Source organism: Pseudomonas asturiensis, assembly GCF_900143095.1.
Lineage (GTDB): Bacteria > Pseudomonadota > Gammaproteobacteria > Pseudomonadales > Pseudomonadaceae > Aquipseudomonas > Aquipseudomonas asturiensis.
This window is the reverse complement of record NZ_FRDA01000006.1, coordinates 173775-195504: the sequence shown is the minus strand read 5'-3', so window position 1 is coordinate 195504 and position 21730 is coordinate 173775. Positions and strand designations below refer to the sequence as shown.

Annotated in this window: 22 protein-coding genes; 15 read left to right on the top strand and 7 right to left on the bottom strand. The window is 59.9% G+C overall.

Features of this window, described 5'->3' with window-relative positions; translation table 11 throughout:
- Positions 1-25: 25 nt before the first annotated feature.
- Positions 26-1246 carry a TolC family protein gene (locus BUB69_RS13160; protein ID WP_073167663.1) on the bottom strand — a complete coding sequence of 407 codons (1221 nt, stop codon included), beginning with the start codon at positions 1244-1246 and terminating at the stop codon, positions 26-28.
- A 279-nt stretch (positions 1247-1525) separates the two neighbouring features.
- On the opposite strand from BUB69_RS13160, the gene BUB69_RS13155 reads away from it, so the two are divergent.
- From BUB69_RS13155 to BUB69_RS13145, 3 genes are all read left to right on the top strand, one after another.
- Positions 1526-2200: a heavy metal response regulator transcription factor gene (locus BUB69_RS13155; RefSeq protein WP_073167251.1), complete on the top strand. Its 675-nt coding sequence runs from the start codon at positions 1526-1528 to the stop codon at positions 2198-2200.
- Positions 2197-3588 (top strand): heavy metal sensor histidine kinase, encoded by a 1392-nt coding sequence (locus BUB69_RS13150; RefSeq protein WP_073167249.1) that lies wholly within the window; start codon positions 2197-2199, stop codon positions 3586-3588. Before BUB69_RS13155 ends, BUB69_RS13150 begins: the two co-directional genes overlap by 4 nt.
- A gap of 95 nt (positions 3589-3683) precedes the next feature.
- Positions 3684-4085 (top strand): MAPEG family protein, encoded by a 402-nt coding sequence (locus BUB69_RS13145; protein ID WP_073167245.1) that lies wholly within the window; start codon positions 3684-3686, stop codon positions 4083-4085.
- A 414-nt stretch (positions 4086-4499) separates the two neighbouring features.
- Here the strand turns inward: BUB69_RS13145 and BUB69_RS13140 are convergent, their stop codons facing one another.
- Positions 4500-4907, bottom strand: coding sequence for a DUF1090 domain-containing protein (locus BUB69_RS13140; protein ID WP_073167242.1), 408 nt, complete (start codon positions 4905-4907; stop codon positions 4500-4502).
- Between the two features lie 54 nt (positions 4908-4961).
- Positions 4962-6644 (bottom strand): NAD-dependent DNA ligase LigB, encoded by a 1683-nt coding sequence (gene ligB, locus BUB69_RS13135; protein WP_073167238.1) that lies wholly within the window; start codon positions 6642-6644, stop codon positions 4962-4964.
- A gap of 245 nt (positions 6645-6889) precedes the next feature.
- Between ligB and BUB69_RS13130 the strand changes: the two genes are divergently transcribed.
- Positions 6890-7144 carry an AbrB/MazE/SpoVT family DNA-binding domain-containing protein gene (locus BUB69_RS13130; RefSeq protein WP_073167234.1) on the top strand — a complete coding sequence of 85 codons (255 nt, stop codon included), beginning with the start codon at positions 6890-6892 and terminating at the stop codon, positions 7142-7144.
- On the top strand, positions 7141-7488 hold the full coding sequence (locus BUB69_RS13125; RefSeq protein WP_073167231.1) for a type II toxin-antitoxin system ChpB family toxin: 348 nt from the start codon (positions 7141-7143) through the stop codon (positions 7486-7488). The genes BUB69_RS13130 and BUB69_RS13125 overlap by 4 nt, the downstream gene beginning before the upstream one ends.
- Before the next feature lie 89 nt (positions 7489-7577).
- On the opposite strand, the gene metK is transcribed toward BUB69_RS13125, so the two are convergent.
- Both metK and BUB69_RS13115 read right to left on the bottom strand, forming a co-directional pair.
- Positions 7578-8768 (bottom strand): methionine adenosyltransferase, encoded by a 1191-nt coding sequence (gene metK / locus BUB69_RS13120; RefSeq protein ID WP_024687829.1) that lies wholly within the window; start codon positions 8766-8768, stop codon positions 7578-7580.
- Between the two features lie 20 nt (positions 8769-8788).
- On the bottom strand, positions 8789-9784 hold the full coding sequence (locus BUB69_RS13115; RefSeq protein WP_073167228.1) for an ArsR/SmtB family transcription factor: 996 nt from the start codon (positions 9782-9784) through the stop codon (positions 8789-8791).
- A gap of 257 nt (positions 9785-10041) precedes the next feature.
- On the opposite strand from BUB69_RS13115, the gene tkt reads away from it, so the two are divergent.
- The 7 genes from tkt (at position 10042) to fba (ending at position 16505) form a co-directional block, all read left to right on the top strand.
- Positions 10042-12039, top strand: coding sequence for a transketolase (gene tkt, locus BUB69_RS13110; protein ID WP_073167225.1), 1998 nt, complete (start codon positions 10042-10044; stop codon positions 12037-12039).
- A 133-nt stretch (positions 12040-12172) separates the two neighbouring features.
- Positions 12173-13222: an erythrose-4-phosphate dehydrogenase gene (gene epd, locus BUB69_RS13105; protein ID WP_073167223.1), complete on the top strand. Its 1050-nt coding sequence runs from the start codon at positions 12173-12175 to the stop codon at positions 13220-13222.
- Between the two features lie 16 nt (positions 13223-13238).
- Complete coding sequence (locus BUB69_RS13100; protein WP_073167219.1) at positions 13239-14402, top strand: phosphoglycerate kinase; 1164 nt, start codon at positions 13239-13241, stop codon at positions 14400-14402.
- 28 nt (positions 14403-14430) lie between these two features.
- The gene (locus tag BUB69_RS13095) at positions 14431-14661 is read left to right on the top strand and encodes a hypothetical protein (RefSeq protein WP_073167216.1); all 231 of its coding nucleotides are present in this window, start codon (positions 14431-14433) and stop codon (positions 14659-14661) included.
- 86 nt (positions 14662-14747) lie between these two features.
- Positions 14748-14945 carry a hypothetical protein gene (locus BUB69_RS13090; RefSeq protein WP_073167213.1) on the top strand — a complete coding sequence of 66 codons (198 nt, stop codon included), beginning with the start codon at positions 14748-14750 and terminating at the stop codon, positions 14943-14945.
- Positions 14946-14999: 54 nt separating this feature from the next.
- Positions 15000-15326 (top strand): MliC family protein, encoded by a 327-nt coding sequence (locus BUB69_RS13085; protein WP_073167211.1) that lies wholly within the window; start codon positions 15000-15002, stop codon positions 15324-15326.
- Between the two features lie 114 nt (positions 15327-15440).
- Positions 15441-16505: a class II fructose-bisphosphate aldolase gene (gene fba / locus BUB69_RS13080; protein ID WP_004880227.1), complete on the top strand. Its 1065-nt coding sequence runs from the start codon at positions 15441-15443 to the stop codon at positions 16503-16505.
- A gap of 371 nt (positions 16506-16876) precedes the next feature.
- On the opposite strand, the gene BUB69_RS13075 is transcribed toward fba, so the two are convergent.
- A complete protein-coding gene (locus BUB69_RS13075; protein WP_073167209.1) occupies positions 16877-17296 on the bottom strand; it encodes a DUF3010 family protein in 420 nt (139 codons plus the stop codon).
- Positions 17297-17350: 54 nt separating this feature from the next.
- Positions 17351-17761 carry a lysozyme inhibitor LprI family protein gene (locus BUB69_RS13070; RefSeq protein ID WP_073167206.1) on the bottom strand — a complete coding sequence of 137 codons (411 nt, stop codon included), beginning with the start codon at positions 17759-17761 and terminating at the stop codon, positions 17351-17353.
- Positions 17762-17988: 227 nt separating this feature from the next.
- On the opposite strand from BUB69_RS13070, the gene BUB69_RS13065 reads away from it, so the two are divergent.
- From BUB69_RS13065 to dgcA, 3 genes are all read left to right on the top strand, one after another.
- Positions 17989-18966 (top strand): dipeptidase, encoded by a 978-nt coding sequence (locus BUB69_RS13065; RefSeq protein ID WP_004880223.1) that lies wholly within the window; start codon positions 17989-17991, stop codon positions 18964-18966.
- Between the two features lie 84 nt (positions 18967-19050).
- A complete protein-coding gene (locus tag BUB69_RS13060; RefSeq protein WP_073167203.1) occupies positions 19051-19581 on the top strand; it encodes a DUF5943 domain-containing protein in 531 nt (176 codons plus the stop codon).
- A 15-nt stretch (positions 19582-19596) separates the two neighbouring features.
- Positions 19597-21657 carry a dimethylglycine demethylation protein DgcA gene (gene dgcA, locus BUB69_RS13055; RefSeq protein WP_073167200.1) on the top strand — a complete coding sequence of 687 codons (2061 nt, stop codon included), beginning with the start codon at positions 19597-19599 and terminating at the stop codon, positions 21655-21657.
- Positions 21658-21730 lie beyond the last annotated feature (73 nt).

Here is a 21730-nt window from a genome sequence, read left to right as displayed (position 1 = left end):
CTCGGTAGAGGCAGAAAAAGGGGTGTCAGGGTGTGCGGCTGAAGCGGTCGAGGTCGCCGTAGATGCGTTCAACGGTGACGCTGGCGTCGGTGGCCATGGCCAGCGATTCCAGGTATTGGCTGCGGGCTGAAATCAGGGTTCGCTGGGCGTCCAGTACGTCGAGGAACCCGAACTTGCCCATCTCGAAACCGCGTGTCGCCGTATCGACGGCGCGCTGCGCGGCGGGCAGGATGACCTGATTGAACGACTCCACTTCCCGCGCGGCGTTGGCCCATTGATCAAGTGCCGACTGGACCTGCGTGCGCAGTTTCAGCTCTACGGCATTGCGCAGGTCGCGTGCCTGGTCCGAGCGTCTGGCCGCAGACAGGACATTGCCCTGATTGCGATCAAACAGCGGAATCGGCATCGACAGGCCGACCACATTGATGCGCTCGCGGTCTTCGCGGCTGTACTGGCTGCCAATACTGACGGTCAGGTCCGGCACGCGCTTGGCACGCTCCGAACCCAGCGCGGCATCGCGCTGGTCGATCTGGGCCTGAGCGAGGCGTAGTTCGGCGGTCTGGTTGATGGCCGTGAGGATTCTGGCCGAGGGCGGCGCATTGCCGGGCGAGAGGTCGGTGTACTCCAGCCGACTGAACGAGGCCGCCGGCGACCCTGTGGCCCGGGCCAATTCGCGGTAGCTGTTGATTTTCAGGGTCTCGGCGCGGCGCACCAGCAAATCGGTTTCAGCCAGTTGCACTTGAGCGCGTGTCGCTTCCACCGGCGAGGTCTTGCCCGCCTGCACTCGACCGTCCGCCACTTGCAGGCCGCGCTCGGCCAGGGATCTGGACTGACGCGCCAGATCCAGACCGGCCTGCGCACGGGCTGCCGCATAGAACGCCTGGACGACTTCGGCACGCAGCTCGTTGCCGCGCCGTTCGAGCTCTATCCGGGCTGCGTCCTGCCCACGGCTGGCGGCTTCGATTCGCGCGCCGCGCTTGCCGCCCAGTTCCAGCGCCTGGCTGAGCATCACCGTGGTGGTGCGGGTCTCGCTGCGGGTGTCCTCCGCTTCCCAGGAGGCTACAGGGTTGGGGATCAGGCCCGCCTGCTGGCGCTCGCCCTCGGCCACACCGATTTCCCATTGGGCGGCAGCCAGATCAGGGTTTTTCTCGAAGGCTGCTTCGAGCGCCTGTGGCAGACTCAAACCCTGTGCGAAGCTCACCATGGGCATCATCATTAGCAGCACGCACAGCGTGCCGGTTCTTATCGGCGGCATGGCCAATGCCAGTCTAGACCCGAGCACGTTCGTGGCTCTCCCGTCGCATACATCACCCCCATCAAATAGAAAGAACAACTGCGCCACAGGGGCTGTTGAATCTGGATGCGGGGACTTTATGCAATGGCAGTTATCAGAGGGATTGCCGGAAAATTACAATTCCGTTATCTACTGTGGAGGGCGGTTCTTTGCCCGTACACTGCGGGTCGCACGGCTCCAGAGCCATAACCATCGGCAGGGATTTGCCCATCAGACAGGACACACCTATCCATGCGAATCCTGGTAGTAGAGGACGAGCCGAAAACTGCCGAGTACATGCATCAGGGGCTGACCGAGAGCGGCTATGTGGTGGACATCGCTGCCACCGGGCTCGATGGGCTGTACCTTGCGCAGCATCAGGCGTACGACGTCGTGATTCTGGATGTGAACCTGCCTGAAATGGACGGTTGGGAAGTCCTGACCCGACTCAGGAATACCGTCAATACCCGGATCATGATGGTCACCGCACGCGGCCGCCTCGAAGAGAGGGTCAAGGGCCTGGAAATGGGCGCCGACGATTATCTGGTCAAACCGTTCGAGTTCCCCGAGCTGCTGGCTCGGGTGCGCACGTTGATGCGTCGCTGCGAGCAGCCGACGGCGCCTCAGGTGCTGCAGGTCGGCGATCTGGAGCTGGATCAGGGCCGTCATCGGGCATTTCGCGGCAAACAGCGCATCGACCTGACCACCAAGGAGTTCGCGCTGCTGCACCTGTTGATGCGCCACACCGGGGAGGTCATGTCGCGCACTCAGATCATCTCGCTGGTGTGGGACATGAACTTCGATTGCGACACCAATGTGGTCGAGGTATCGATCCGCCGCTTGCGCGCCAAGATCGACGACCCGTTCGAGACCAAACTCATCCACACCCTGCGCGGTGTCGGTTATGTGCTGGAAGTGCGCGAATGAAACCCACGCGCCTCTCGACGCGGCTGGGCCTGACAGTCACTGCGTTGAGCGCGTTTCTGGTGGTGATCATGGAGGTTTTCGCTTACGCGTCCATTTCCCACCAGTTGGACCTGCGTGCCGAAGACAGCCTGAACGAGAAGTTCGGGCAGATCGAGCACAGCCTGAGCGAGGGGTTTCTGTCGATCGGGGACATCGTTCAGTACCCGCACACCTTGCGTGATCAGATTGTCGGTCATGACAGCTTTGCCCTGACTGTTCTGGATTCGCGCACGCCCCGGCAGACGTTGATGAGCATCGGCAATCAGCAAGGCCGGGAGTTGCCGATCCCGACGTCTGGCCGTCTGCCTCAAGATTTCCAGGAGGTGATGTCCAGCGCGGGCAACCATTTGCTGGTGGGCTATCGGGAGATTCGCCTCAAGACCGACGAGAGCATTCTGGTCGTGCTGTCGATGGACAGGGAAAGCGACGCCACACTGTTGCATGCCTACGTGAGGTCGACCTTCCTGATCCTGCCGGTGATCCTGTTACTGGTAGGTTTCGGGGCGTGGTGGATCGTGCGTCGTGGCCTGAGGCCGTTACGTGCGTTCAGAAAGGTGACGGCGCTGATCTCGGCCCGAGACCTGTCTCACCGCATGAAAGTGAACGGCCTTCCCGATGAGCTGCGCGATCTGGCTCACGCCGTGAATTTCATGCTGCACCGGCTGGACGGCGATGTTCAGCAGTTGTCGCAGTTTTCGGACGATCTGGCGCATGAGATGCGCTCGCCGATGAACAACCTGATGGGTAAGGCGCAAGTCACCCTGTCGCGACCACGCCCTCCAGAGGAGTACAGGCAGGCGCTGGAGTCCTGCACTGAAGAGCTGGAGCGCATGTCGCGCATGATTGCCCAGATGCTGTTCCTGGCCAGCGTCAGCCAGCCCTCGGCACCGTTGGCGCTCGAAGCCATCGACCTGCGCGAGGAATCGGAGAAAGTGGCCGAGCTGTTTTCGGCGTCGGCCGAGGACCGTGACATCACCTTGCAGGTCGAGGGCACCGGGCGGGCCATGGGTGATCGGCTGATGATTCAGCGGGCCATCTCCAACCTGCTGTCCAACGCCATTCGGCATGGCGCGAGTGGCAGCACCATCACCATCAGGATCGCCACCCATGCCGAAGACATCTCGCTGGCGGTACGCAATGCCGGCGAGGGCATTGATGCCGAGCACCTGCCGCGTCTGTTCGACCGGTTCTACCGGGTCCACGTCAGTCGCGCCCGCCAGCAGGGCGGCACGGGACTGGGGCTGGCCATCGTTCGCTCGATCATGAGCCTGCACGAAGGGCAGGTTAAGGTCGAAAGCGAGCCAGGGCAGTTCACGACGTTCAGTCTGATTTTTCCCCGGCTGACATAAGGGCAAGAACCTTTCGCCCGCTTCCGGCTCTGAGGTTGTAGGCTGTCCGGCCTGGCATGCTTCGACGTGAAGCCAAAAATGATAAGGATGGATGTATGACAGTAGCTTTCTGGTGCGTGCTGGTCGCGATCCTGTTGCCGATCGCCTGCGCAGGCATCGCCAAGGTCGGCAGCGGCAAGTTCAAGATGGGTAACAATCACGACCCTCGTGCCTTTCTCGACAAGCTGGAAGGGTTTCCGAAGCGCGCGCACGCAGCGCAACTGAACAGTTATGAAGTGACGCCTGCGTTTGCAGCTGCGGTGATCATTGCTCACATCGCGGGCAATGCGCAGTTGGTCACTATCGATGTACTGGCGGTGCTGTTCATCACCAGCCGCCTGCTTTACATCATCTTCTACCTGGCCGATCTGGCAGCGATGCGCTCCATTATCTGGCTGGTCGGGATGGGGTTGATCGTTGCGCTGTTCGGGGTTTCGGCATTCCCGGCTGCGGCGTGACTGGCTGAAACACTGTCGACTGCCGGCTGTGCCTGGATCAGGCTTTGCGACGGATTCCACCCCGCATCCGTGAGAGAGCGCAGTTTCGCAGCAAAGTTAGTGGGAGCGGACTTGTCCGCGAATGAAGTATTTCGGTCACTTCATATCGTCGGATGTACAGGCCTCTTCGCGGACAAACGGAACGCCCCCCGTTCCGCTCCCACCGAATCGCGTTTCTTCAGTAAATTACAGGTTGTTTGATAAAGCGCGGCTTGCTGGCGATCTGCCGGGAATCGGCAGTACAACCCGCAGACTCGGTGCATCAGCCGAAACATGGGGCGTCGTAACCTCCGAGAGCTCCCACGCCCTTCGGGCAGAAGCAGACTTCAGCGTATGCTCATGAGGTGATGTGAATAAGCGCAAGTGGTCAGTCGCTCAATCGTCCGACTGTACTTTCTCGAGCTCCGCCTGCGCATCCTGCAATTCCTTGCGGGATTCGGCGAGCTTGTCCTTGCGCTTGTTGATCTTCTCCGGATCTCCTTTGTCCATCGCCTTGTTCAGGTCAGTCTGACGCCGGCTGACTTCCCGTTTGGCATCCAGCACCTTCTGCTCACGCTGTTTGAGCAGTGACGTCTCGGTGCAGTTGGCGTTGACCTCGGCCAGTGCCTTTTCCAGGCCTGCCTGTTCGGCCTTGTTGCCTTCGGTCTTGGCGTCCTGAATCTTGCTGCTGATTTCCTGGCTCTTGAGCAGGCATTCGGAAGGGGGCGCCTGTTCGGCGGCCAACAACGGTGTAGCCAATAATGTGCAGCTGGTGAAAAGAACCAGCGGTGATAAAAACTTCATATGAACTCCTTTTGAAAGCGACAACGTCCGGGCGTAAAGAATGAAACCCGGACTCTAAAAACCTGAAATACCTTGAACACGCAATTGCTGGCTCAATGCCTGTACCTGTGGGTCCTTGAAAAATGCACTGAGTTTTGCAGCTCGCCCCGGACCTATCCCCGGTTCGACCTGCCATTGTTCGACACTGCGCGCAGCCAGTGCTTCCCAGCCAGCGCTCAGATCAGCGCTCCCGGCAGGCGGCAAACCAATGGCCTTGAGCCATGTCTGGAAGGGGCGGTCACGGGCCGTTTGCAGGCTGGCGAACAGTTTAGCGCTGCTGCGCTCGGCGAGGCCGGGAATGTTAGCAAGCTCAGCCTGATCGAGGGTCATCCAATCGACCAGGCCGTTGATTTTCCCGCTTTCAATGAGCTTGTCCCAGGTTCCTGGCCCCACGCCACTCAAGGCCAGGCCTTTTTTGCCGCTGAGCCAGGTCAGTCGTGCGCGAAACTGACTGTCGCAGCCCGGCGTGGGTTGCCAGCAGCTGAGTTCATGAAAGTCGCTGGCCTGGGGAATGCTGAGTGGGGCGCGCTCCACACTGCGTGTAATCACGCCATCGAGTCGAGGAATCGTCAGCCCTGCCAGACTGACTGCTATCTGGTCTCCGGGACGGATGTCCAGGGTCTGCCAGCGCTTGAGTGAACCTGCGCTGATGCGAGTGATGGTGCGGTCGTCCAGCCGGATGGGCATCAGCTCAAGAATGGGCGTGATCCTGCCACTGCGACCAATGGTGAAACTGACCTTGCGCACCTCGGCCAGCGCCTGTGCAAGCGGGTGTTTCCACGCCGCGATCCAGTAAGGCGCTTTTGCCTGCCAGCGTTCGGCAGAGGGACGTTCGCCCTGGCGCATGATCACGCCATCCGTGGCAAACGGCAGCGGGTTGCGAAACCAGTGTTCGCGCCAGTGTGCAGCCTGAGCGTGATGTGTCAGCGGCAGCGTGTAAGCGGCGCTGTCGGCAAACCCCAGGGCTTTGAGTCCGGCCAGACGCTCGCTCATGGTGCTCGGCCCGTTGGGCCAGTCCCAGACGAACAGCCCGATGGTGTCAGCCTGTGTGGGGCTCAGCGTCTTGCGTGCCAGCAGGCCTGCGACCTTGCTGCGCGCATTGACGCTGCCCGATGCTGCTTGAACATGGTCAGGCAAACGCTCGTACAGCTCGCCTTGCAGGATGACGTCATCCGGCCACGGCAATTGGTGAGGAATGGCCTTGATCAGCAGCGCCTGGGGCGTCCAGTCCTGCCCTTTCACGCCATCCCCCCGACTGATGGCCTGGGTCAGTCTGCCTTTGGCGTAAACCAGCGTGACGGCCACACCGTCGACCTTGGGTTGAATCCACAGGTCGGTCCGGCCTTGCAGCCAGTTGCCGACATCGGCCTCGTCAGCCAGCTTGTTCACGCCCGTGTGCGCAACCGGGTGCGTCACCGAGCCGCCTGCAGTCTTCAGTGGGTTGTCACTTGGCGTCGAGACCGCAAAGCATCCACGCCAGGTCTGCAGTTTCTGGCGGGACTGATCGTAAAGCTCATCCGGAATCTGCGAGATGCCCAGGCGATGATAGCTGTCGTTCCATGCGGCGATCTGTTGTTGAAGCGACAGGATTTCAGTCCGTGCCTTGCTGGCAGCCCAGTCCGGGCATTGGCTGGCGCTTGTGAACGGGGAAAGGGCGATCAGAAGGGCGAAGCTCATCAGGCGGTTAACAGACAGCATCGAAGCATCCTTGCTTGGGGTTGGCTCGGGAAGGCTAGCTGTTGCTGTGCTGCGTGGCTGATCGGGATGGTTACCAGGTTTTTCGACCCTGGTGCATTGCAGGTAATGGCGTTCGTATCCAGTCGGTAAGGTTCGTTCGCTGTTACAAAAAGGGTCGATGATGAGCGCCGATGTTCGTGTAAATAACGGTTTGCGCAGAGGCTGTGATGTTTCTACAATGTATCTACTATTTGGCGGGGTGGTGTATGGAAGTCAAAATTCAGCAATGGGGCAATAGCGCAGCGATACGATTGCCAGCCAATGTTCTCAAGCAGATGAGCCTTGTCAGCGGCGACGTCTTGGTGCTCGATGTTTCTACCGACGTGATGACGCTCAAGCCTGCCAGGTCCAAGCTGCATTATCGGCTGGCCGACCTGATGGCGCAGTGCGATTTGGATGCAGCCGAGCCTGAAGAATTGTCTGATTGGAACGCCATGCAGCCGACAGGGCGCGAAGTGTGAAGCGGCCCAGATTCAATCGCGCGGATATCGTCCGCATTAATTTGAATCCGACCGCTGGCCGGGAGCAGCAGGGAGATTTTCGCCCTGCGCTTGTTCTTACTCCCGCAGCGTATAACGTCTCGGGCCTGGCAATCGTCGCGCCGATAACGCAAGGTGGTGACTACGCCCGCTATGCCGGATTCGCAGTCCCGCTGAGCGGTTCAGGCACCGAGACGCAGGGTGTAGTTCTGTGTAACCAGATTCGCACGGTTGACCTGGAGGCTCGCGGGGCAAAGTGTATCGAGGCCGCTCCTGATGTCGTGATCAACGATGTTCTTGCCCGAGTACAGGCCCTATTCGAGTAAAAAATACTGACTGAGTGAGAGCGATACCCCAAAACAAAAGCCCCCGGAGACTCGCGTCGCCGGGGGCTTTTTGATGACCGCAGGAAAATTTACAGACCGGCAGCAGCGCGCAGGGCGTCGGCGCGGTCGGTTTTTTCCCAGGTGAAGGCGGTGAAGGTGTCATCGCCAACGGTCATTTCGACCGGGGTGCGGCCGAAGTGGCCGTAGGCCGCAGTGGCCTTGTACATCGGGTGCAGCAGATCCAGCATGGTGGTGATCGCGTACGGACGCAGGTCGAAGTGCTCGCGAACCAGGCCGATGATCTTGTCGTCGGACAGCTTGCCGGTGCCGAAGGTGTTCAGCGAGATCGAGGTCGGTTGGGCAACGCCGATGGCGTAGGACACCTGAATTTCGCAACGCTCGGCCAGGCCCGCAGCAACGATGTTCTTGGCCACGTAACGACCTGCGTAGGCAGCCGAACGGTCAACCTTCGATGGATCCTTGCCGGAGAACGCGCCACCACCGTGACGGGCCATGCCGCCGTAGGTGTCGACGATGATCTTGCGGCCGGTCAGGCCACAGTCACCCACCGGGCCACCGATGATGAAGTTGCCGGTCGGGTTGATGTGGAACTGGGTGTCCTTGTGCAGCAGGTGCGCTGGAATGACGTGCTTGACGATCAGTTCCATCACGCCTTCACGCAGGTCGGCGTAGGAAACGTCCGGGTTGTGCTGGGTCGACAGCACGATCGCGTCGACGCCCACGACCTTGCCGTTTTCGTAACGGCAGGTGACCTGGGATTTCGCATCCGGGCGCAGCCATGGCAGCAGGCCTGATTTACGGGCTTGTGCCTGACGCTCGACCAGTTGGTGCGAGAAGGTGATCGGTGCAGGCATCAGCACGTCGGTTTCGTTGCTGGCGTAGCCGAACATCAGGCCCTGGTCGCCCGCGCCCTGATCTTCAGGCTTGCTGCGGTCAACGCCCTGGGCGATGTCCACCGACTGCTTGCCGATGATGTTCATCACGCCGCAGGTCGCGCCGTCGAAGCCGACGTCGGAGCTGTTGTAGCCGATGTCGAGGATGACGTTACGCACGATGTCTTCCAGATCGACCCAGGCCGAAGTGGTCACTTCGCCAGCAATGATTGCCACACCGGTCTTGACCAGTGTTTCGCAAGCCACACGGGCGTATTTGTCTTCAGCGATGATGGCGTCCAGAACCGCGTCGGAAATCTGGTCGGCGATCTTGTCCGGGTGCCCTTCGGACACGGACTCGGAGGTGAAAAGTGAGTATTCGCTCATCTCTACGGGTTTCCTTCATTTTACCGATGGTGAGTGTCGCCAGCCGGTCGCTGAAAATGGCGAACCTGGATCTGGAAACCATTACGTAAGCCTACATAGAGGCTTTCCCCGGGAACTAGCCCCGCAGCGATGGCCCAACGGGCCAGGTCTTCCTGCTCGAAACCTAACCAGAGATCGCCACAGGCCTCCCTGGCCCAGCTCTGGTCATGACTACACAATTCTGTTACCAGCAAGCTACCGCCGGGTTGTACGCATTCGGCCAGTTGCGCCAGCGCTTCGGCCGGTGCGGCGAAATGGTGGAGCACCATGTTCAAGACGACGCAGTCGGCGCTCACTTTACGGTCTGTCAGTGCATCGGCCAGCGTGAGCTCGACATTAACCAGCGCCTTGCGCTCGCAGACTTCGCGGGCCAGCTCCAGCATTGCCGGGCTGTTGTCCATCGCGATCACATGCTTGAAACGCCGCGCCAGTTCAGGCAGAAAGCCGCCGTCGCCGGGGCCTACTTCCAGTGCCGTTGCCTCGCTGCCGAAGCTGAGCTTGTCGAGCAGCGTCAGCAGGCTTTCGCTGTATTGGGCAAGGCCCGCAATCAGGTCCTGCTGGGCGCGAAACTTTTCCGCCGTACGAGCAAAGAAGTCCTGGCTGGCCAGCGCCCGTTGACGATGCACCAGGCCAATACGCCCTTGAACCTCATCCGGCAATGCCAGGGTGTCCACTTCATCGAGCAGCGCGGCGTGCAGCCTGCCGCCCGGCAACTCGGTGTGGGGCAGGGCGCGACGGTAGAAAATCGCGTTGCCTTCACGCCGTGTCGCCACCAGGTCAGCCTGCGCCAGTACCTTCAGGTGATGGCTCATGCCCGACTGGCCAATGGCGAAAATCTGCGCCAGTTCCAGAACGCCGAACGAGTCGTTGGTCAGCGCGCGCAGAACGTTCAGCCGCAGCGGATCGCCGCCGGCCTTGCACAATGCAGAAAGGTCGTCGCATGCATCATGGCGAATTGCAGGCACGCGCAGGTTCATGGGTCCGCAGTCTAGTGAGCGATTCCTGATGCCGCAAGGGCAATATCAAAAAGTTTTGATATTGCTCGATGGGTGGCGTCTGTCGATCCTGCTGAACTTGTCACCAGCGCCTGTTATCCAGTATTAACAGGCTAATTAATGTCCATGACAGAGGAAAAAAGCCTAAGGTCCACTATCTGTGATTGCCCCCGGCCTGTCCCTGAGGGAAAATGGCCGCCTTTTTCAGATCCCAATCCTTTACTCCCAGGAGATCAGCGATGCCAAGCCGTCGTGAGCGTGCCAACGCTATTCGTGCCCTCAGCATGGATGCCGTGCAAAAAGCCAACAGCGGCCATCCGGGTGCCCCCATGGGCATGGCGGATATCGCCGAGGTTCTTTGGCGCGATTATCTGAAGCACAACCCGGCCAACCCTTCGTTCGCCGACCGTGACCGTTTCATCATGTCCAACGGGCATGGCTCGATGCTGGTCTATTCGCTGCTGCACCTGACCGGCTACGACCTGTCCATCGATGACCTGAAGAACTTCCGCCAGCTGCACAGCCGCACGCCGGGCCACCCGGAATACGGCTACACCCCGGGTGTCGAAACCACCACCGGCCCGCTGGGTCAGGGTTTCGCCAACGCCGTGGGTTTCGCTGCTGCCGAGAAGACGCTGGCGGCGCAGTTCAACCGTCCGGGTCACTCCATCGTCGATCACCACACCTATGTGTTCATGGGTGACGGCTGCATGATGGAAGGCATCTCGCACGAAGTCGCCTCGCTGGCCGGCACGCTGCAACTGGGCAAGCTGATCGCGTTCTACGACGACAACGGCATCTCCATCGACGGCGAAGTCGAAGGCTGGTTCACCGACGACACGCCGAAGCGCTTCGAGTCGTACGGCTGGCAGGTCATCCGCAATGTCGACGGTCATGACGCCGACGAGATCAAGACCGCTATCGATACCGCTCGCAAGAGCGATCAGCCGACCCTGATCTGCTGCAAGACCACCATTGGTTTCGGCTCGCCGAACAAGCAGGGCAAGGAAGAATCCCACGGTGCTCCGCTGGGCGCTGACGAAATCGCCCTGACCCGTGCCGCCCTTAAATGGAACCACGGTCCTTTCGAAATTCCGGCTGATATCTACGCCGAGTGGAATGCGAAAGAAAAAGGCCTGGCTGCCGAAGCCGAATGGGATCAGCGTTTCGCGGCCTACTCCGCTGCGCACCCTGAACTGGCCAATGATTTCATCCGTCGCATGAGCGGCGAGCTGCCCGCTGACTTCGCCGAAAAATCGGCTGCCTATGTGGCTGAAGTGAACGCCAAGGGCGAGACCATCGCCAGCCGTAAAGCCAGCCAGAACGCACTGAGCGCCCTGGGCCCGCTGCTGCCCGAGATTCTTGGCGGTTCGGCTGACCTGGCCGGTTCCAACCTGACCATCTGGAAAGGTTGCAAGAGCATCACGGGCGAAGACCCGAACGGTAACTACCTGCACTACGGTGTGCGTGAGTTCGGCATGGGCGCCATGATGAACGGTATCGCCCTGCACGGCGGTTTCGTGCCGTACGGCGCCACCTTCCTGATCTTCATGGAATACGCCCGTAATGCCGTGCGCATGTCTTCGCTGATGAAGAAGCGTGTGATCTACGTGTTCACTCACGACTCCATCGGTCTGGGTGAAGACGGCCCGACTCACCAGCCAATCGAGCAACTGACCAGCCTGCGCACCACGCCGAACCTGGACACCTGGCGTCCAGCCGATGCCGTTGAATCGGCAGTGGCCTGGAAATACGCCATCGAGCGTAACGACGGTCCTTCGGCACTGATTTTCTCGCGTCAGAATCTGCCTCACCAGGCGCGCGACGAAGCCCAGTTGGCCGACATCACTCGCGGCGGCTACGTGCTGCGCGACTGCGCGGGCGAGCCTGAGCTGATCCTGATCGCGACCGGTTCGGAAATCGGTCTGGCCGTGCAGGCCTACGACAAACTGATTGAGCAGGGCCGTAAGGTGCGCGTGGTTTCCATGCCATGCACCAGCGTGTTCGAAGCTCAGGACGCCGGGTACAAGCAGAGCGTTCTGCCTCTGCAAGTCAGCGCACGTATCGCCATCGAAGCCGCGCATGCCGACTACTGGTACAAGTACGTCGGTCTGGAAGGCCGCGTGATTGGCATGACCACCTTCGGCGAGTCGGCGCCTGCGCCTGCGCTGTTCGAAGAGTTCGGCTTCACGCTGGAAAATGTCCTGAGCACAGCTGAAGAGCTGCTCGAAGACTAAGCAAGACGTGTGTCTCCTCGCAGGAGCGCGCTTGCCCGCGAATGAATGGTTCAGACGACAGCTCGTTGTCTGGACCGTTGTAATAGCCGGCAGGCGTGTTTTTGCGGGTTCAGCTTAAATCCGAGAGAACCTCATGCCTCAGCCCCGTGCTTACAAAGTTGCTCTGAACGGTTACGGCCGCATCGGTCGTTGCGTCGTGCGCGCGCTGTGTGAGCGAGGGACGAAAGCCGGGTTTGAAGTGGTTGCGATCAATGATCTGGCCGATATGGCCAGTCTCGAATACCTCACGCGCTTCGATTCCACCCACGGCCGGTTTCCCGGTCAGGTCAGGGTCGAAGGGCAATACCTGCACATCAATGATCACACGATCAAGGTGCTGCGCAGTTCTACCCCGGAAGAGATCGACTGGGCGGCCCTGGACGTCGATCTGGTGCTCGAATGCTCCGGTGTCTACAACACCCGTGAAGACGGCCAGCGGTTTCTCGACGCTGGCGCACCACGCGTGCTGTTCTCGCAACCGATGGCCAGTGAAGGCGATGTCGATGCTACGGTGGTGTTTGGCATCAACCAGCAAAAGCTGACGGGCCATGAGCTGCTGGTGTCGGCTGCGTCCTGCACCACTAACTGCAGCGTGCCATTGCTGCGCTTGCTGGATCAGGCGGTGGGGCTTGAATACGTCACCATCACCACCATCCACTCGGCGATGAACGACCAGCCAGTGATCGACGCCTATCACCACGAGGATTTGCGCCGTACGCGCTCGGCGTTTCAGTCGATCATCCCGGTGTCCACCGGTCTGGCGCGCGGGATCGAAAGACTGCTTCCGGAACTTGCCGGCCGAATTCAGGCCAAAGCTGTTCGCGTACCGACCGTCAATGTGTCCTGTCTGGACATCACCGTGCAGACGGCACGCGATACGGACGCCCGGGACATCAATCGAATCCTGCGCGAGGCCGCCACCAGCGGCCCGCTGAAGGGGCTGCTGGCCTACACTGAGTTGCCGCACGCCAGCTGCGATTTCAATCATGACCCGCATTCGGCGATTGTCGATGCGAGTCAGACCCGCGTTTCGGGACCCCGGCTGGTGAATCTGCTGGCCTGGTTCGATAACGAGTGGGGCTTTGCCAATCGAATGCTCGACGTCGCAGAGCACTTTCTGCGCGTCGCTGACCAACAACAGTAAAAAACAGGAACGCCTCATGACCGTGTTGAAGATGACCGACCTCGATCTGCAAGGTAAACGTGTACTGATTCGTGAAGACCTCAACGTTCCTGTGAAGGACGGCGTCGTCAGCAGCGATGCACGCATCCTTGCTTCGCTGCCGACCATCAAGCTGGCGCTGGAAAAGGGGGCGGCCGTGATGGTCTGCTCGCACCTGGGCCGTCCGACCGAGGGCGAGTTTTCTGCCGAGAACAGCCTCAAGCCGGTTGCCGACTACCTGAGCAAGGCGCTGGGTCGTGACGTTCCGCTGGTTGCCGATTACCTGGATGGCGTTGACGTCAAGCCGGGCGATATCGTGTTGTTCGAGAACGTGCGCTTCAACAAGGGCGAGAAAAAGAACGCCGACGAACTGGCGCAGAAATACGCTGCCCTGTGTGACGTGTACGTGATGGATGCTTTCGGCACCGCACACCGCGCCGAAGGCTCGACCCACGGCGTGGCCAAGTTCGCCAAGGTCGCCGCTGCAGGCCCGCTGCTGGCTGCAGAGCTGGACGCACTGGGCAAGGCGCTTGGCGCACCGGCCCAGCCGATGGCAGCCATCGTGGCGGGCTCCAAGGTGTCCACCAAACTGGACGTGCTCAATAGCCTGAGCGCAATCTGCAACCAGTTGATCGTCGGCGGCGGCATTGCCAATACCTTCCTGGCCGCAGCCGGTCACAAGGTGGGCAAGTCGTTGTACGAACCGGACCTGCTGGACACCGCACGCGCAATCGCCGCCAAGGTCAGTGTGCCGTTGCCGACCGATGTGGTGGTCGCCAAAGAGTTCGCCGAGAGCGCCACGGCTACCGTCAAGCTGATTGCCGACGTCGCTGATGACGACATGATTCTGGATATCGGCCCGCAGACGGCTGCGCACTTCGCCGACTTGTTGAAATCTTCCAGGACTATTCTGTGGAACGGTCCGGTGGGTGTGTTCGAATTCGATCAGTTCGGCGAAGGCACCAAGACGCTGGCCAAGGCGATTGCCGAAAGCACGGCGTTTTCCATCGCGGGTGGCGGCGACACGCTGGCGGCCATCGACAAGTACGATGTGGCCAAACAGATTTCCTACATTTCCACAGGCGGTGGTGCGTTCCTCGAGTTCGTGGAAGGCAAGGTTCTGCCCGCGGTTGAAATGCTTGAACAACGCGCCAAGGCCTGAATCCAGTCTTTTGGACAAGGAGTCGTACATGGTCAGGGCGTTACCGTGGTTCCTCATCGCAGGGTTGCTGGGCGGTTGTGCAGGCAAGCCTGAAGCCGAAGAGGCCGAGAGCGCTTCCCGGACCGATGTGCTTCATTTGAGTTGTTACCAGGCGGGCTGGCAGGCAGAGACTGTGCCGGTGATCTACAAACGCGGCGGTCAGGAAGTCTGGGATCGGTACGAATTCATGCCCAAGGCAGGGCTGACAGGCTGTCCTTGAGTCAGGTTGAGCCCGTTTCGGCAACATCGACGGGCTCGCGCGGTCACTAATGGGTGGACATCTTTTTATCAAGAAGGAGTTTTGCCATGAAGATCGCTGCCCTGGCGCTTGTAAGTTGCGTGGTATTAGCCGGCTGCGCCGGTTCCGGTTCCCATGCCGGAGCCTGCAAGGTACTCAGCCCGGCCTCTGTGGATGTGCCGACGACCGAGAACACTCAACGGGTCGAGGCGCGGGTTACGGGTGAGCCGGCCGACGACCGTAAACAGGAACAGAACTGCCCCTGACGTATTGAAACCCCAGGCACACGCCGGGTTTCGCGGGGCAGGCCAGGAGAAGTCATGAAAGGCTTGATTGCCCTCGGAATATTGGCGGTGCTTGGTGGCTGCTCGAGCATGAGCACGCCGCAACAGAATGACCCTTGGAACCATTGGGTCTGCGACAGCAAGGCCGAGATTCATTGGCGCTATATCGATTCAGCTAAAAAAGAGGTGGATGCGCGCCTGAATCAGAGCGAGCAGGTTTTCCGCCTCAAGGCCGAACCGGGCGCTTCCAGTGGCACGCTTTATAGCAATAATGTGCTGGCGTTCGACAACAAGGGCAGCGAAGGCCTTGTCTACTGGGACGCTACCAACGACTTGATCGGTCGCGGCTGCAAGGCCAGATAAGCCGTAGCCGATGCACCACCCGCAGGGCTTGTGGCCCATGCGTATAACTTGAATAGCAGCCGCCACTACGGCAGGCTTGCACGATTAACGACCCTACCGGGAGAGACACAGACAATGGCACTTATCAGCATGCGCCAGATGTTGGACCACGCAGCCGAGTTCGGCTACGGCGTTCCTGCTTTCAACGTAAACAACCTGGAACAAATGCGCGCCATTATGGAAGCGGCCGACAAGACCGACTCCCCGGTGATCGTTCAGGCTTCGGCCGGTGCCCGCAAATACGCCGGTGCCCCGTTCCTGCGTCACCTTATTCTTGCGGCAATCGAAGAGTTCCCGCACATCCCGGTGGTCATGCACCAGGACCACGGCACCAGCCCCGACATCTGCCAGCGCTCCATCCAGCTGGGCTTCAGCTCGGTCATGATGGACGGCTCGCTGAAAGAAGACGGCAAGTCGCCCGCTGATTACGAATACAACGTTGACGTGACCCGTCGCGTGGTCGCCTTTGCTCACGCCTGTGGCGTTTCCGTGGAAGGCGAGCTGGGCGTTCTGGGTTCTCTGGAAACCGGCATGGCCGGTGAAGAAGACGGCGTGGGTGCTGAAGGCATTCTGGACCACAGCCAGATGCTGACCGATCCGGAAGAAGCCGCTGACTTCGTGAAGAAGACTCAGGTCGATGCCCTGGCGATCGCCATCGGCACCAGCCATGGCGCGTACAAGTTCACCAAGCCGCCTACTGGCGACATTCTGGCGATCGAGCGCATCAAAGAGATCCACAAGCGTATTCCGAACACCCACCTGGTGATGCACGGTTCGTCGTCCGTTCCACAGGAATGGCTGAAAATCATCAACGAATACGGCGGCGACATCAAAGAGACTTACGGTGTGCCGGTCGAGGAAATCGTTGAAGGCATCAAGCACGGCGTGCGCAAGGTCAACATCGACACCGACCTGCGTCTGGCCTCCACCGGTGCCATCCGCGAATTCATGGCCAAGAACCGCAGCGAGTTTGACCCGCGCAAGTACCTGGCCAAGACCGTCGTTGCCATGCGCGACGTGTGCATCGCCCGCTACGAAGCCTTCGGCACCGCTGGCAACGCCTCGAAGATCAAACCGATCTCCCTGGACGCCATGTTCGAACGCTACGCCCGTGGCGAGCTGGATGCCAAGATCAACTGAGTTGATTTAGCCTTGAAGAAACCCGCAGCGATGCGGGTTTTTTTATGCGTGCTTCAATGTGAAACATGGGCACGAGCAAAACCCGTAGGAGCGGACTTCTGCGGAAAGGCCAGTCCATCCGACGACTATTCAGCGACTGAACCACCGTATTCGCGGACAAGCGGAGCGCCGCCCGGTCCGCTCCCACCAAGACAATGAATGCCCTGCTCAAACTATCGGGCGCAACCCAAAACCCCGTGGGAGCGAGCTTGCTCGCGAAGGCTATGGCTCAGTTGCCCGATAGTCAGCGGCTGTACGGGCCTCTTCGCGAGTAAGCTCGCTCCCACCTGGTATTGCGGAGCAGGCGCATGATCGACGTGGAAGACGGTGTTTTACGCCGACTTCATCAACCCCGCACACGCGGCCTTGTACGCCTCATGCTGATATTTGTTCAGTGTGTCGTGCAGAGCAAACGCGTGTTTCTTGTTCTGGGCGTTGATGGTCTGCGGCGAGATGAGCACCACGTCGCAATCGGACAATAACTGAAACACCGTCTCGATCTTGAACGTGGTCGGGCCGCCGGCGAATTCGCCTTTCTTGCTGCGTTTCTTGATCGCAACATGGCTGATGCCGTTTTCACGAACGAAGCTGGCGATCTGGGTCGCGAATGCCTTGACGTTGGCAGACTCGTCGTCATCCTCCAGCGCAATCTTTTTGGTTGCCAGGGGCAGGTGAGCAACGCCGTTTTGCTGACGCGTGGCGAGAGCAAAGATGGCTTCACTGCCTTTGATTTCTACACCGCAAATAATCATGAGAAAACCTGATGAAATGATTCATAAAAGAAACAGGTTATCTCATCGCTGGCATTATTCCTGTGCAATCGATTCCAGATACTCCGAACGTTCATCGCTCATGCGTGCCACGCAGTCGTTTTCACTGATGGTAAAGGTCTTGCTGCCTGCCGCTGACGGGAACACTTCGACCGCACAGTCGGCATCACGCAGCTTTTCCCAGGCCTGCTGGGCAGTCTTGAGCTTGCTGGTGAAGTCGTTGAATTGCGTCTTGTTGGCGACAAACTGCGACTGAACCCGCTGCAGCAGGTTCTGGAAATTTTCCTTGAGCAGTTCTTCAGCTGTACGCCGGCTGTAAACCGAACACTCCAGGGTCTGTTTGTCGCTGTCCACGCCATCGCATGGCGTGCTGTCCTGGTCTTGTGCGGCTTGCGCGCCCGTCACGGCCGTGGCCATCAGGGCCAGGGTCAGGAAAATCGTTTTCATCGAGTCGCTCCGATCCATTGATTCGATGAATTCTGTCTCAACCGCGTGACAAAGAACAGGTTTACGACAGGGTGTGACGACGTGCCATCACCCTTTGTCGTTTCTTGACGCTTTCGGCAAACCCCCTGTCGTTTTTGCACCCGGCTCGCCTGACCCTCCGGCATATGCTGACCCCATTAGCGCCGACAGCCGATTCGGTGCGCAAGAACCTAAAAGGGGACAGCCTGATGAGCCCAGCCGAACTGCACGCCGACAGCATCGTTATTGACGGGCTGATCATCGCCAAGTGGAACCGTGAATTGTTTGAAGACATGCGCAAGGGCGGCCTGACCATGGCCAACTGCACGGTGTCGGTATGGGAAGGCTTTCAGGCCACCATCAACAGCATTTGCACCAGCCAGAAACTGATGCGCGAAAACAGCGATCTGGTCATGCCGGTCCATACCACGGCCGACATCCGCAAAGCCAAGGAACTGGGCAAGACCGGCATTCTGTTCGGCTTCCAGAACGCCCACGCCTACGAGGATCAGATCGGCTACGTCGAGATCTTCAAGAAGCTGGGCGTTGGCATCGTGCAGATGTGCTACAACACCCAGAATCTGGTAGGCACCGGCTGCTATGAGCGTGACGGCGGCCTGTCAGGCTTCGGTCGCGAGATCGTGGCCGAAATGAACCGTGTGGGCGTCATGTGCGACCTGTCCCATGTGGGCTCAAAGACGTCCGAAGAAGTCATTCTCGAATCGAAAAAGCCCGTCTGCTACTCCCATTGCCTGCCGTCCGGCCTGAAAGAGCATCCTCGCAACAAGTCCGACGCGGAGCTCAAGTTCATTGCCGATCATGGCGGCTTCGTGGGCGTGACCATGTTTGCGCCGTTTCTGGCCAAGGGTATTGAATCGACCATCGACGACTACGCCGAAGCCATCGAATACGTGATGAACATCGTCGGCGAAGACGCGATCGGTATCGGCACCGATTTCACCCAGGGCCATGGCCAGGATTTCTTCGAATACCTGACCCACGACAAGGGTTATGCCCGGCGTCTGACCAACTTCGGCAAGATCATCAACCCGCTGGGCATCCGCACCGTGGGCGAATTCCCCAACCTGACCGAAACCCTGCTCAAGCGCGGCCATCCCGAGCGCGTGGTGCGCAAGATCATGGGCGAGAACTGGGTCAATGTCCTGGCCGACGTCTGGGGCGAATAAGCCGCCCGTTACACCCGAACCCATTACACGCCCACGGCCCTTGTTGCCGTGGGTGTAACCCGAATCATCCGGAGTTTGTTCCCCATGGCCAAAATCGCCCCGCAACTGCCTATCGAAGTCGACAGCGAAACCGGTATCTGGACGTCCGACGCATTGCCGATGCTCTACGTGCCTCGCCATTTCTTCGTCAACAACCACATGGGTATCGAGGAGGTCCTGGGGGCTGATGCCTATGCCGAGATCCTCTACAAGGCCGGCTATAAATCCGCCTGGCACTGGTGTGAAAAAGAAGCCGAGTGCCACGGTATCGAAGGCGTCGCAGTATTCGAGCACTACATGAAGCGTCTGTCGCAGCGCGGCTGGGGGCTGTTCAAGATTCAGGACATCGACCTCGAAAAAGGCACCGCCAGCGTCAAGCTCGAACACTCCTGCTTCGTGTACGTCTACGGCAAGGTCGGTCGCAAGGTCGATTACATGTTCACCGGCTGGTTCGCGGGTGCCATGGACCAGATTCTGGCTGCCAGCGGCAGCTCGGTCCGCACGGTTGCCGAGCAGGTCTACGGTGGCTCCGAAGAAGGTCATGATGACGGACTCTTTGTCGTCAAGCCGCTGTAAATCGAGGATCGCGTTATGGCTTTCGAAGCGATGTTCCAGCCGATCCAGATCGGCAAGCTCACCATCCGCAATCGCGTGCTCAGCACCGCGCATGCGGAGGTTTACGCCACCGATGGCGGCATGACCACCGACCGCTATGTGAAGTATTACGAAGAGAAAGCCAAGGGCGGTATCGGTCTGGCTATCTGCGGCGGCTCGTCCAGTGTCGCGATTGACAGCCCGCAAGGCTGGTGGAAATCGGTCAACCTGGCGACCGACCGGATCATTCCACACTTCCAGAATCTGGCCGACGCCATGCACAAGCACGGCGCCAAGATCATGATCCAGATTACCCACATGGGTCGACGCTCGCGTTGGGATGGCGACCACTGGCCGACGTTGCTGTCGCCGTCGGGCATTCGTGAGCCCGTGCACCGCGCCACCTGCAAGACCATCGAGCCCGAGGAGATCTGGCGCGTGATCGGCAACTACGCCAGCGCCGCGGCGCGTGCCAAGGCCGGTGGCCTGGACGGCGTGGAATTGTCGGCCGTACACCAGCACATGATCGATCAGTTCTGGAGCCCGCGGGTCAACAAGCGTACCGACGAGTGGGGCGGCAGCTTCGAGAACCGCATGCGCTTCGGTCTTGAAGTGATCAAGGCCGTGCGCAAGGAAGTCGGTCCCGACTTCTGCGTGGGCCTGCGGATCTGCGGCGACGAGTTCCACCCCGATGGCCTGAGCCACGAGGACATGAAACAGATCGCCAGGTATTACGACGACACCGGCATGATCGACTTCATCGGTGTCGTGGGTTCGGGGTGCGACACACACAACACCCTGGCCAACGTGATTCCCAACATGAGTTATCCACCGGAACCGTTCCTGCATCTGGCGGCCGGGATCAAGGAAGTGGTCAAGGCCCCTGTGCTGCATGCGCAGAACATCAAGGACCCGAACCAGGCCACGCGGATTCTGGAAGGCGGCTATGTCGACATGGTCGGCATGACCCGCGCGCACATCGCCGACCCGCACCTGATCGCCAAGATCAAGATGGGGCAGATCGACCAGATCAAGCAGTGCGTGGGCGCCAACTACTGCATCGACCGCCAGTATCAAGGGCTGGACGTGCTGTGTATCCAGAATGCGGCAACGTCACGCGAATACATGGGCGTGCCGCACATCATCGAGAAATCCACCGGACCGAAACGCAAGGTCGTGGTCGTGGGCGCCGGGCCTGCGGGCATGGAAGCGGCGCGGGTGTCTGCCGAGCGCGGGCATGACGTGACGCTGTTCGAGAAAAAGGAATTCATTGGCGGCCAGATCACGACGGCCTCGAAAGCACCACAGCGTGACCAGATTGCCGGGATCACCCGCTGGTTCCAGCTGGAACTGGCGCGCCTGAAAGTCGACCTGCGTCTGGGGACGGCAGCCGACGCGGCCACCATCCTCGACCTGCGGCCCGACATCGTGGTGCTGGCGGTGGGCGGCCATCCGTTTGTGGAGCAGAACGAGCACTGGGGCGCCGCCGAAGGGCTGGTTGTGAGCAGTTGGGACGTGCTCGACGGCAAGGTTGCGCCGGGCAAGAACGTGCTGGTCTACGACACCATCTGTGAGTTCACCGGCATGTCCGTCGCCGACTTCCTGGCTGACAAAGGCTGCCAGGTTGAAATCGTCACCGACGACATCAAGCCCGGCGTGGCGATTGGCGGTACGTCGTTCCCGACTTACTACCGCAGCATGTACCCCAAGGAAGTAATCATGACCGGCGACATGATGCTGGAAAAGGTCTATCGCGAGGGCGACAAGCTGGTGGCGGTGCTGGAGAACGAATACACCGGAGCCAAGGAAGAGCGTGTGGTCGATCAGGTGGTGGTGGAGAACGGCGTGCGTCCGGACGAGGCGATCTACTACGCGCTCAAGGAAGGCTCACGCAACAAGGGCCAGATCGACATCGACGCCCTGTTCGCCATTCAACCGCAGCCTTCGTTGAGCGAACCGGGCGACGGCTACCTGCTGTTCCGGATCGGCGACTGTGTGGCACAGCGCAACACCCATGCGGCGATCTACGACGGCTTGCGCCTTTGTAAGGACTTTTAAGAGCTCCTTTTCAGTGGGAGATCCCACTGCGTCTTCGACATGGTGCTGTCGCGCAGTAAATTCCGTGGGAGCG

Coding starts and splice junctions, on each gene's coding strand:
- BUB69_RS13155 (WP_073167251.1), top strand. CDS start 1,526: ATGCGAATCCTGGTAGTAGAGGACGAGCCGAAAACTGCCGAGTACATG.
- BUB69_RS13150 (WP_073167249.1), top strand. CDS start 2,197: ATGAAACCCACGCGCCTCTCGACGCGGCTGGGCCTGACAGTCACTGCG.
- BUB69_RS13145 (WP_073167245.1), top strand. CDS start 3,684: ATGACAGTAGCTTTCTGGTGCGTGCTGGTCGCGATCCTGTTGCCGATC.
- BUB69_RS13140 (WP_073167242.1), bottom strand. CDS start 4,907: ATGAAGTTTTTATCACCGCTGGTTCTTTTCACCAGCTGCACATTATTG.
- ligB (WP_073167238.1), bottom strand. CDS start 6,644: ATGCTGTCTGTTAACCGCCTGATGAGCTTCGCCCTTCTGATCGCCCTT.
- BUB69_RS13130 (WP_073167234.1), top strand. CDS start 6,890: ATGGAAGTCAAAATTCAGCAATGGGGCAATAGCGCAGCGATACGATTG.
- metK (WP_024687829.1), bottom strand. CDS start 8,768: ATGAGCGAATACTCACTTTTCACCTCCGAGTCCGTGTCCGAAGGGCAC.
- BUB69_RS13115 (WP_073167228.1), bottom strand. CDS start 9,784: ATGAACCTGCGCGTGCCTGCAATTCGCCATGATGCATGCGACGACCTT.
- tkt (WP_073167225.1), top strand. CDS start 10,042: ATGCCAAGCCGTCGTGAGCGTGCCAACGCTATTCGTGCCCTCAGCATG.
- epd (WP_073167223.1), top strand. CDS start 12,173: ATGCCTCAGCCCCGTGCTTACAAAGTTGCTCTGAACGGTTACGGCCGC.
- BUB69_RS13100 (WP_073167219.1), top strand. CDS start 13,239: ATGACCGTGTTGAAGATGACCGACCTCGATCTGCAAGGTAAACGTGTA.
- BUB69_RS13095 (WP_073167216.1), top strand. CDS start 14,431: ATGGTCAGGGCGTTACCGTGGTTCCTCATCGCAGGGTTGCTGGGCGGT.
- BUB69_RS13090 (WP_073167213.1), top strand. CDS start 14,748: ATGAAGATCGCTGCCCTGGCGCTTGTAAGTTGCGTGGTATTAGCCGGC.
- BUB69_RS13085 (WP_073167211.1), top strand. CDS start 15,000: ATGAAAGGCTTGATTGCCCTCGGAATATTGGCGGTGCTTGGTGGCTGC.
- fba (WP_004880227.1), top strand. CDS start 15,441: ATGGCACTTATCAGCATGCGCCAGATGTTGGACCACGCAGCCGAGTTC.
- BUB69_RS13075 (WP_073167209.1), bottom strand. CDS start 17,296: ATGATTATTTGCGGTGTAGAAATCAAAGGCAGTGAAGCCATCTTTGCT.
- BUB69_RS13070 (WP_073167206.1), bottom strand. CDS start 17,761: ATGAAAACGATTTTCCTGACCCTGGCCCTGATGGCCACGGCCGTGACG.
- BUB69_RS13065 (WP_004880223.1), top strand. CDS start 17,989: ATGAGCCCAGCCGAACTGCACGCCGACAGCATCGTTATTGACGGGCTG.
- BUB69_RS13060 (WP_073167203.1), top strand. CDS start 19,051: ATGGCCAAAATCGCCCCGCAACTGCCTATCGAAGTCGACAGCGAAACC.
- dgcA (WP_073167200.1), top strand. CDS start 19,597: ATGGCTTTCGAAGCGATGTTCCAGCCGATCCAGATCGGCAAGCTCACC.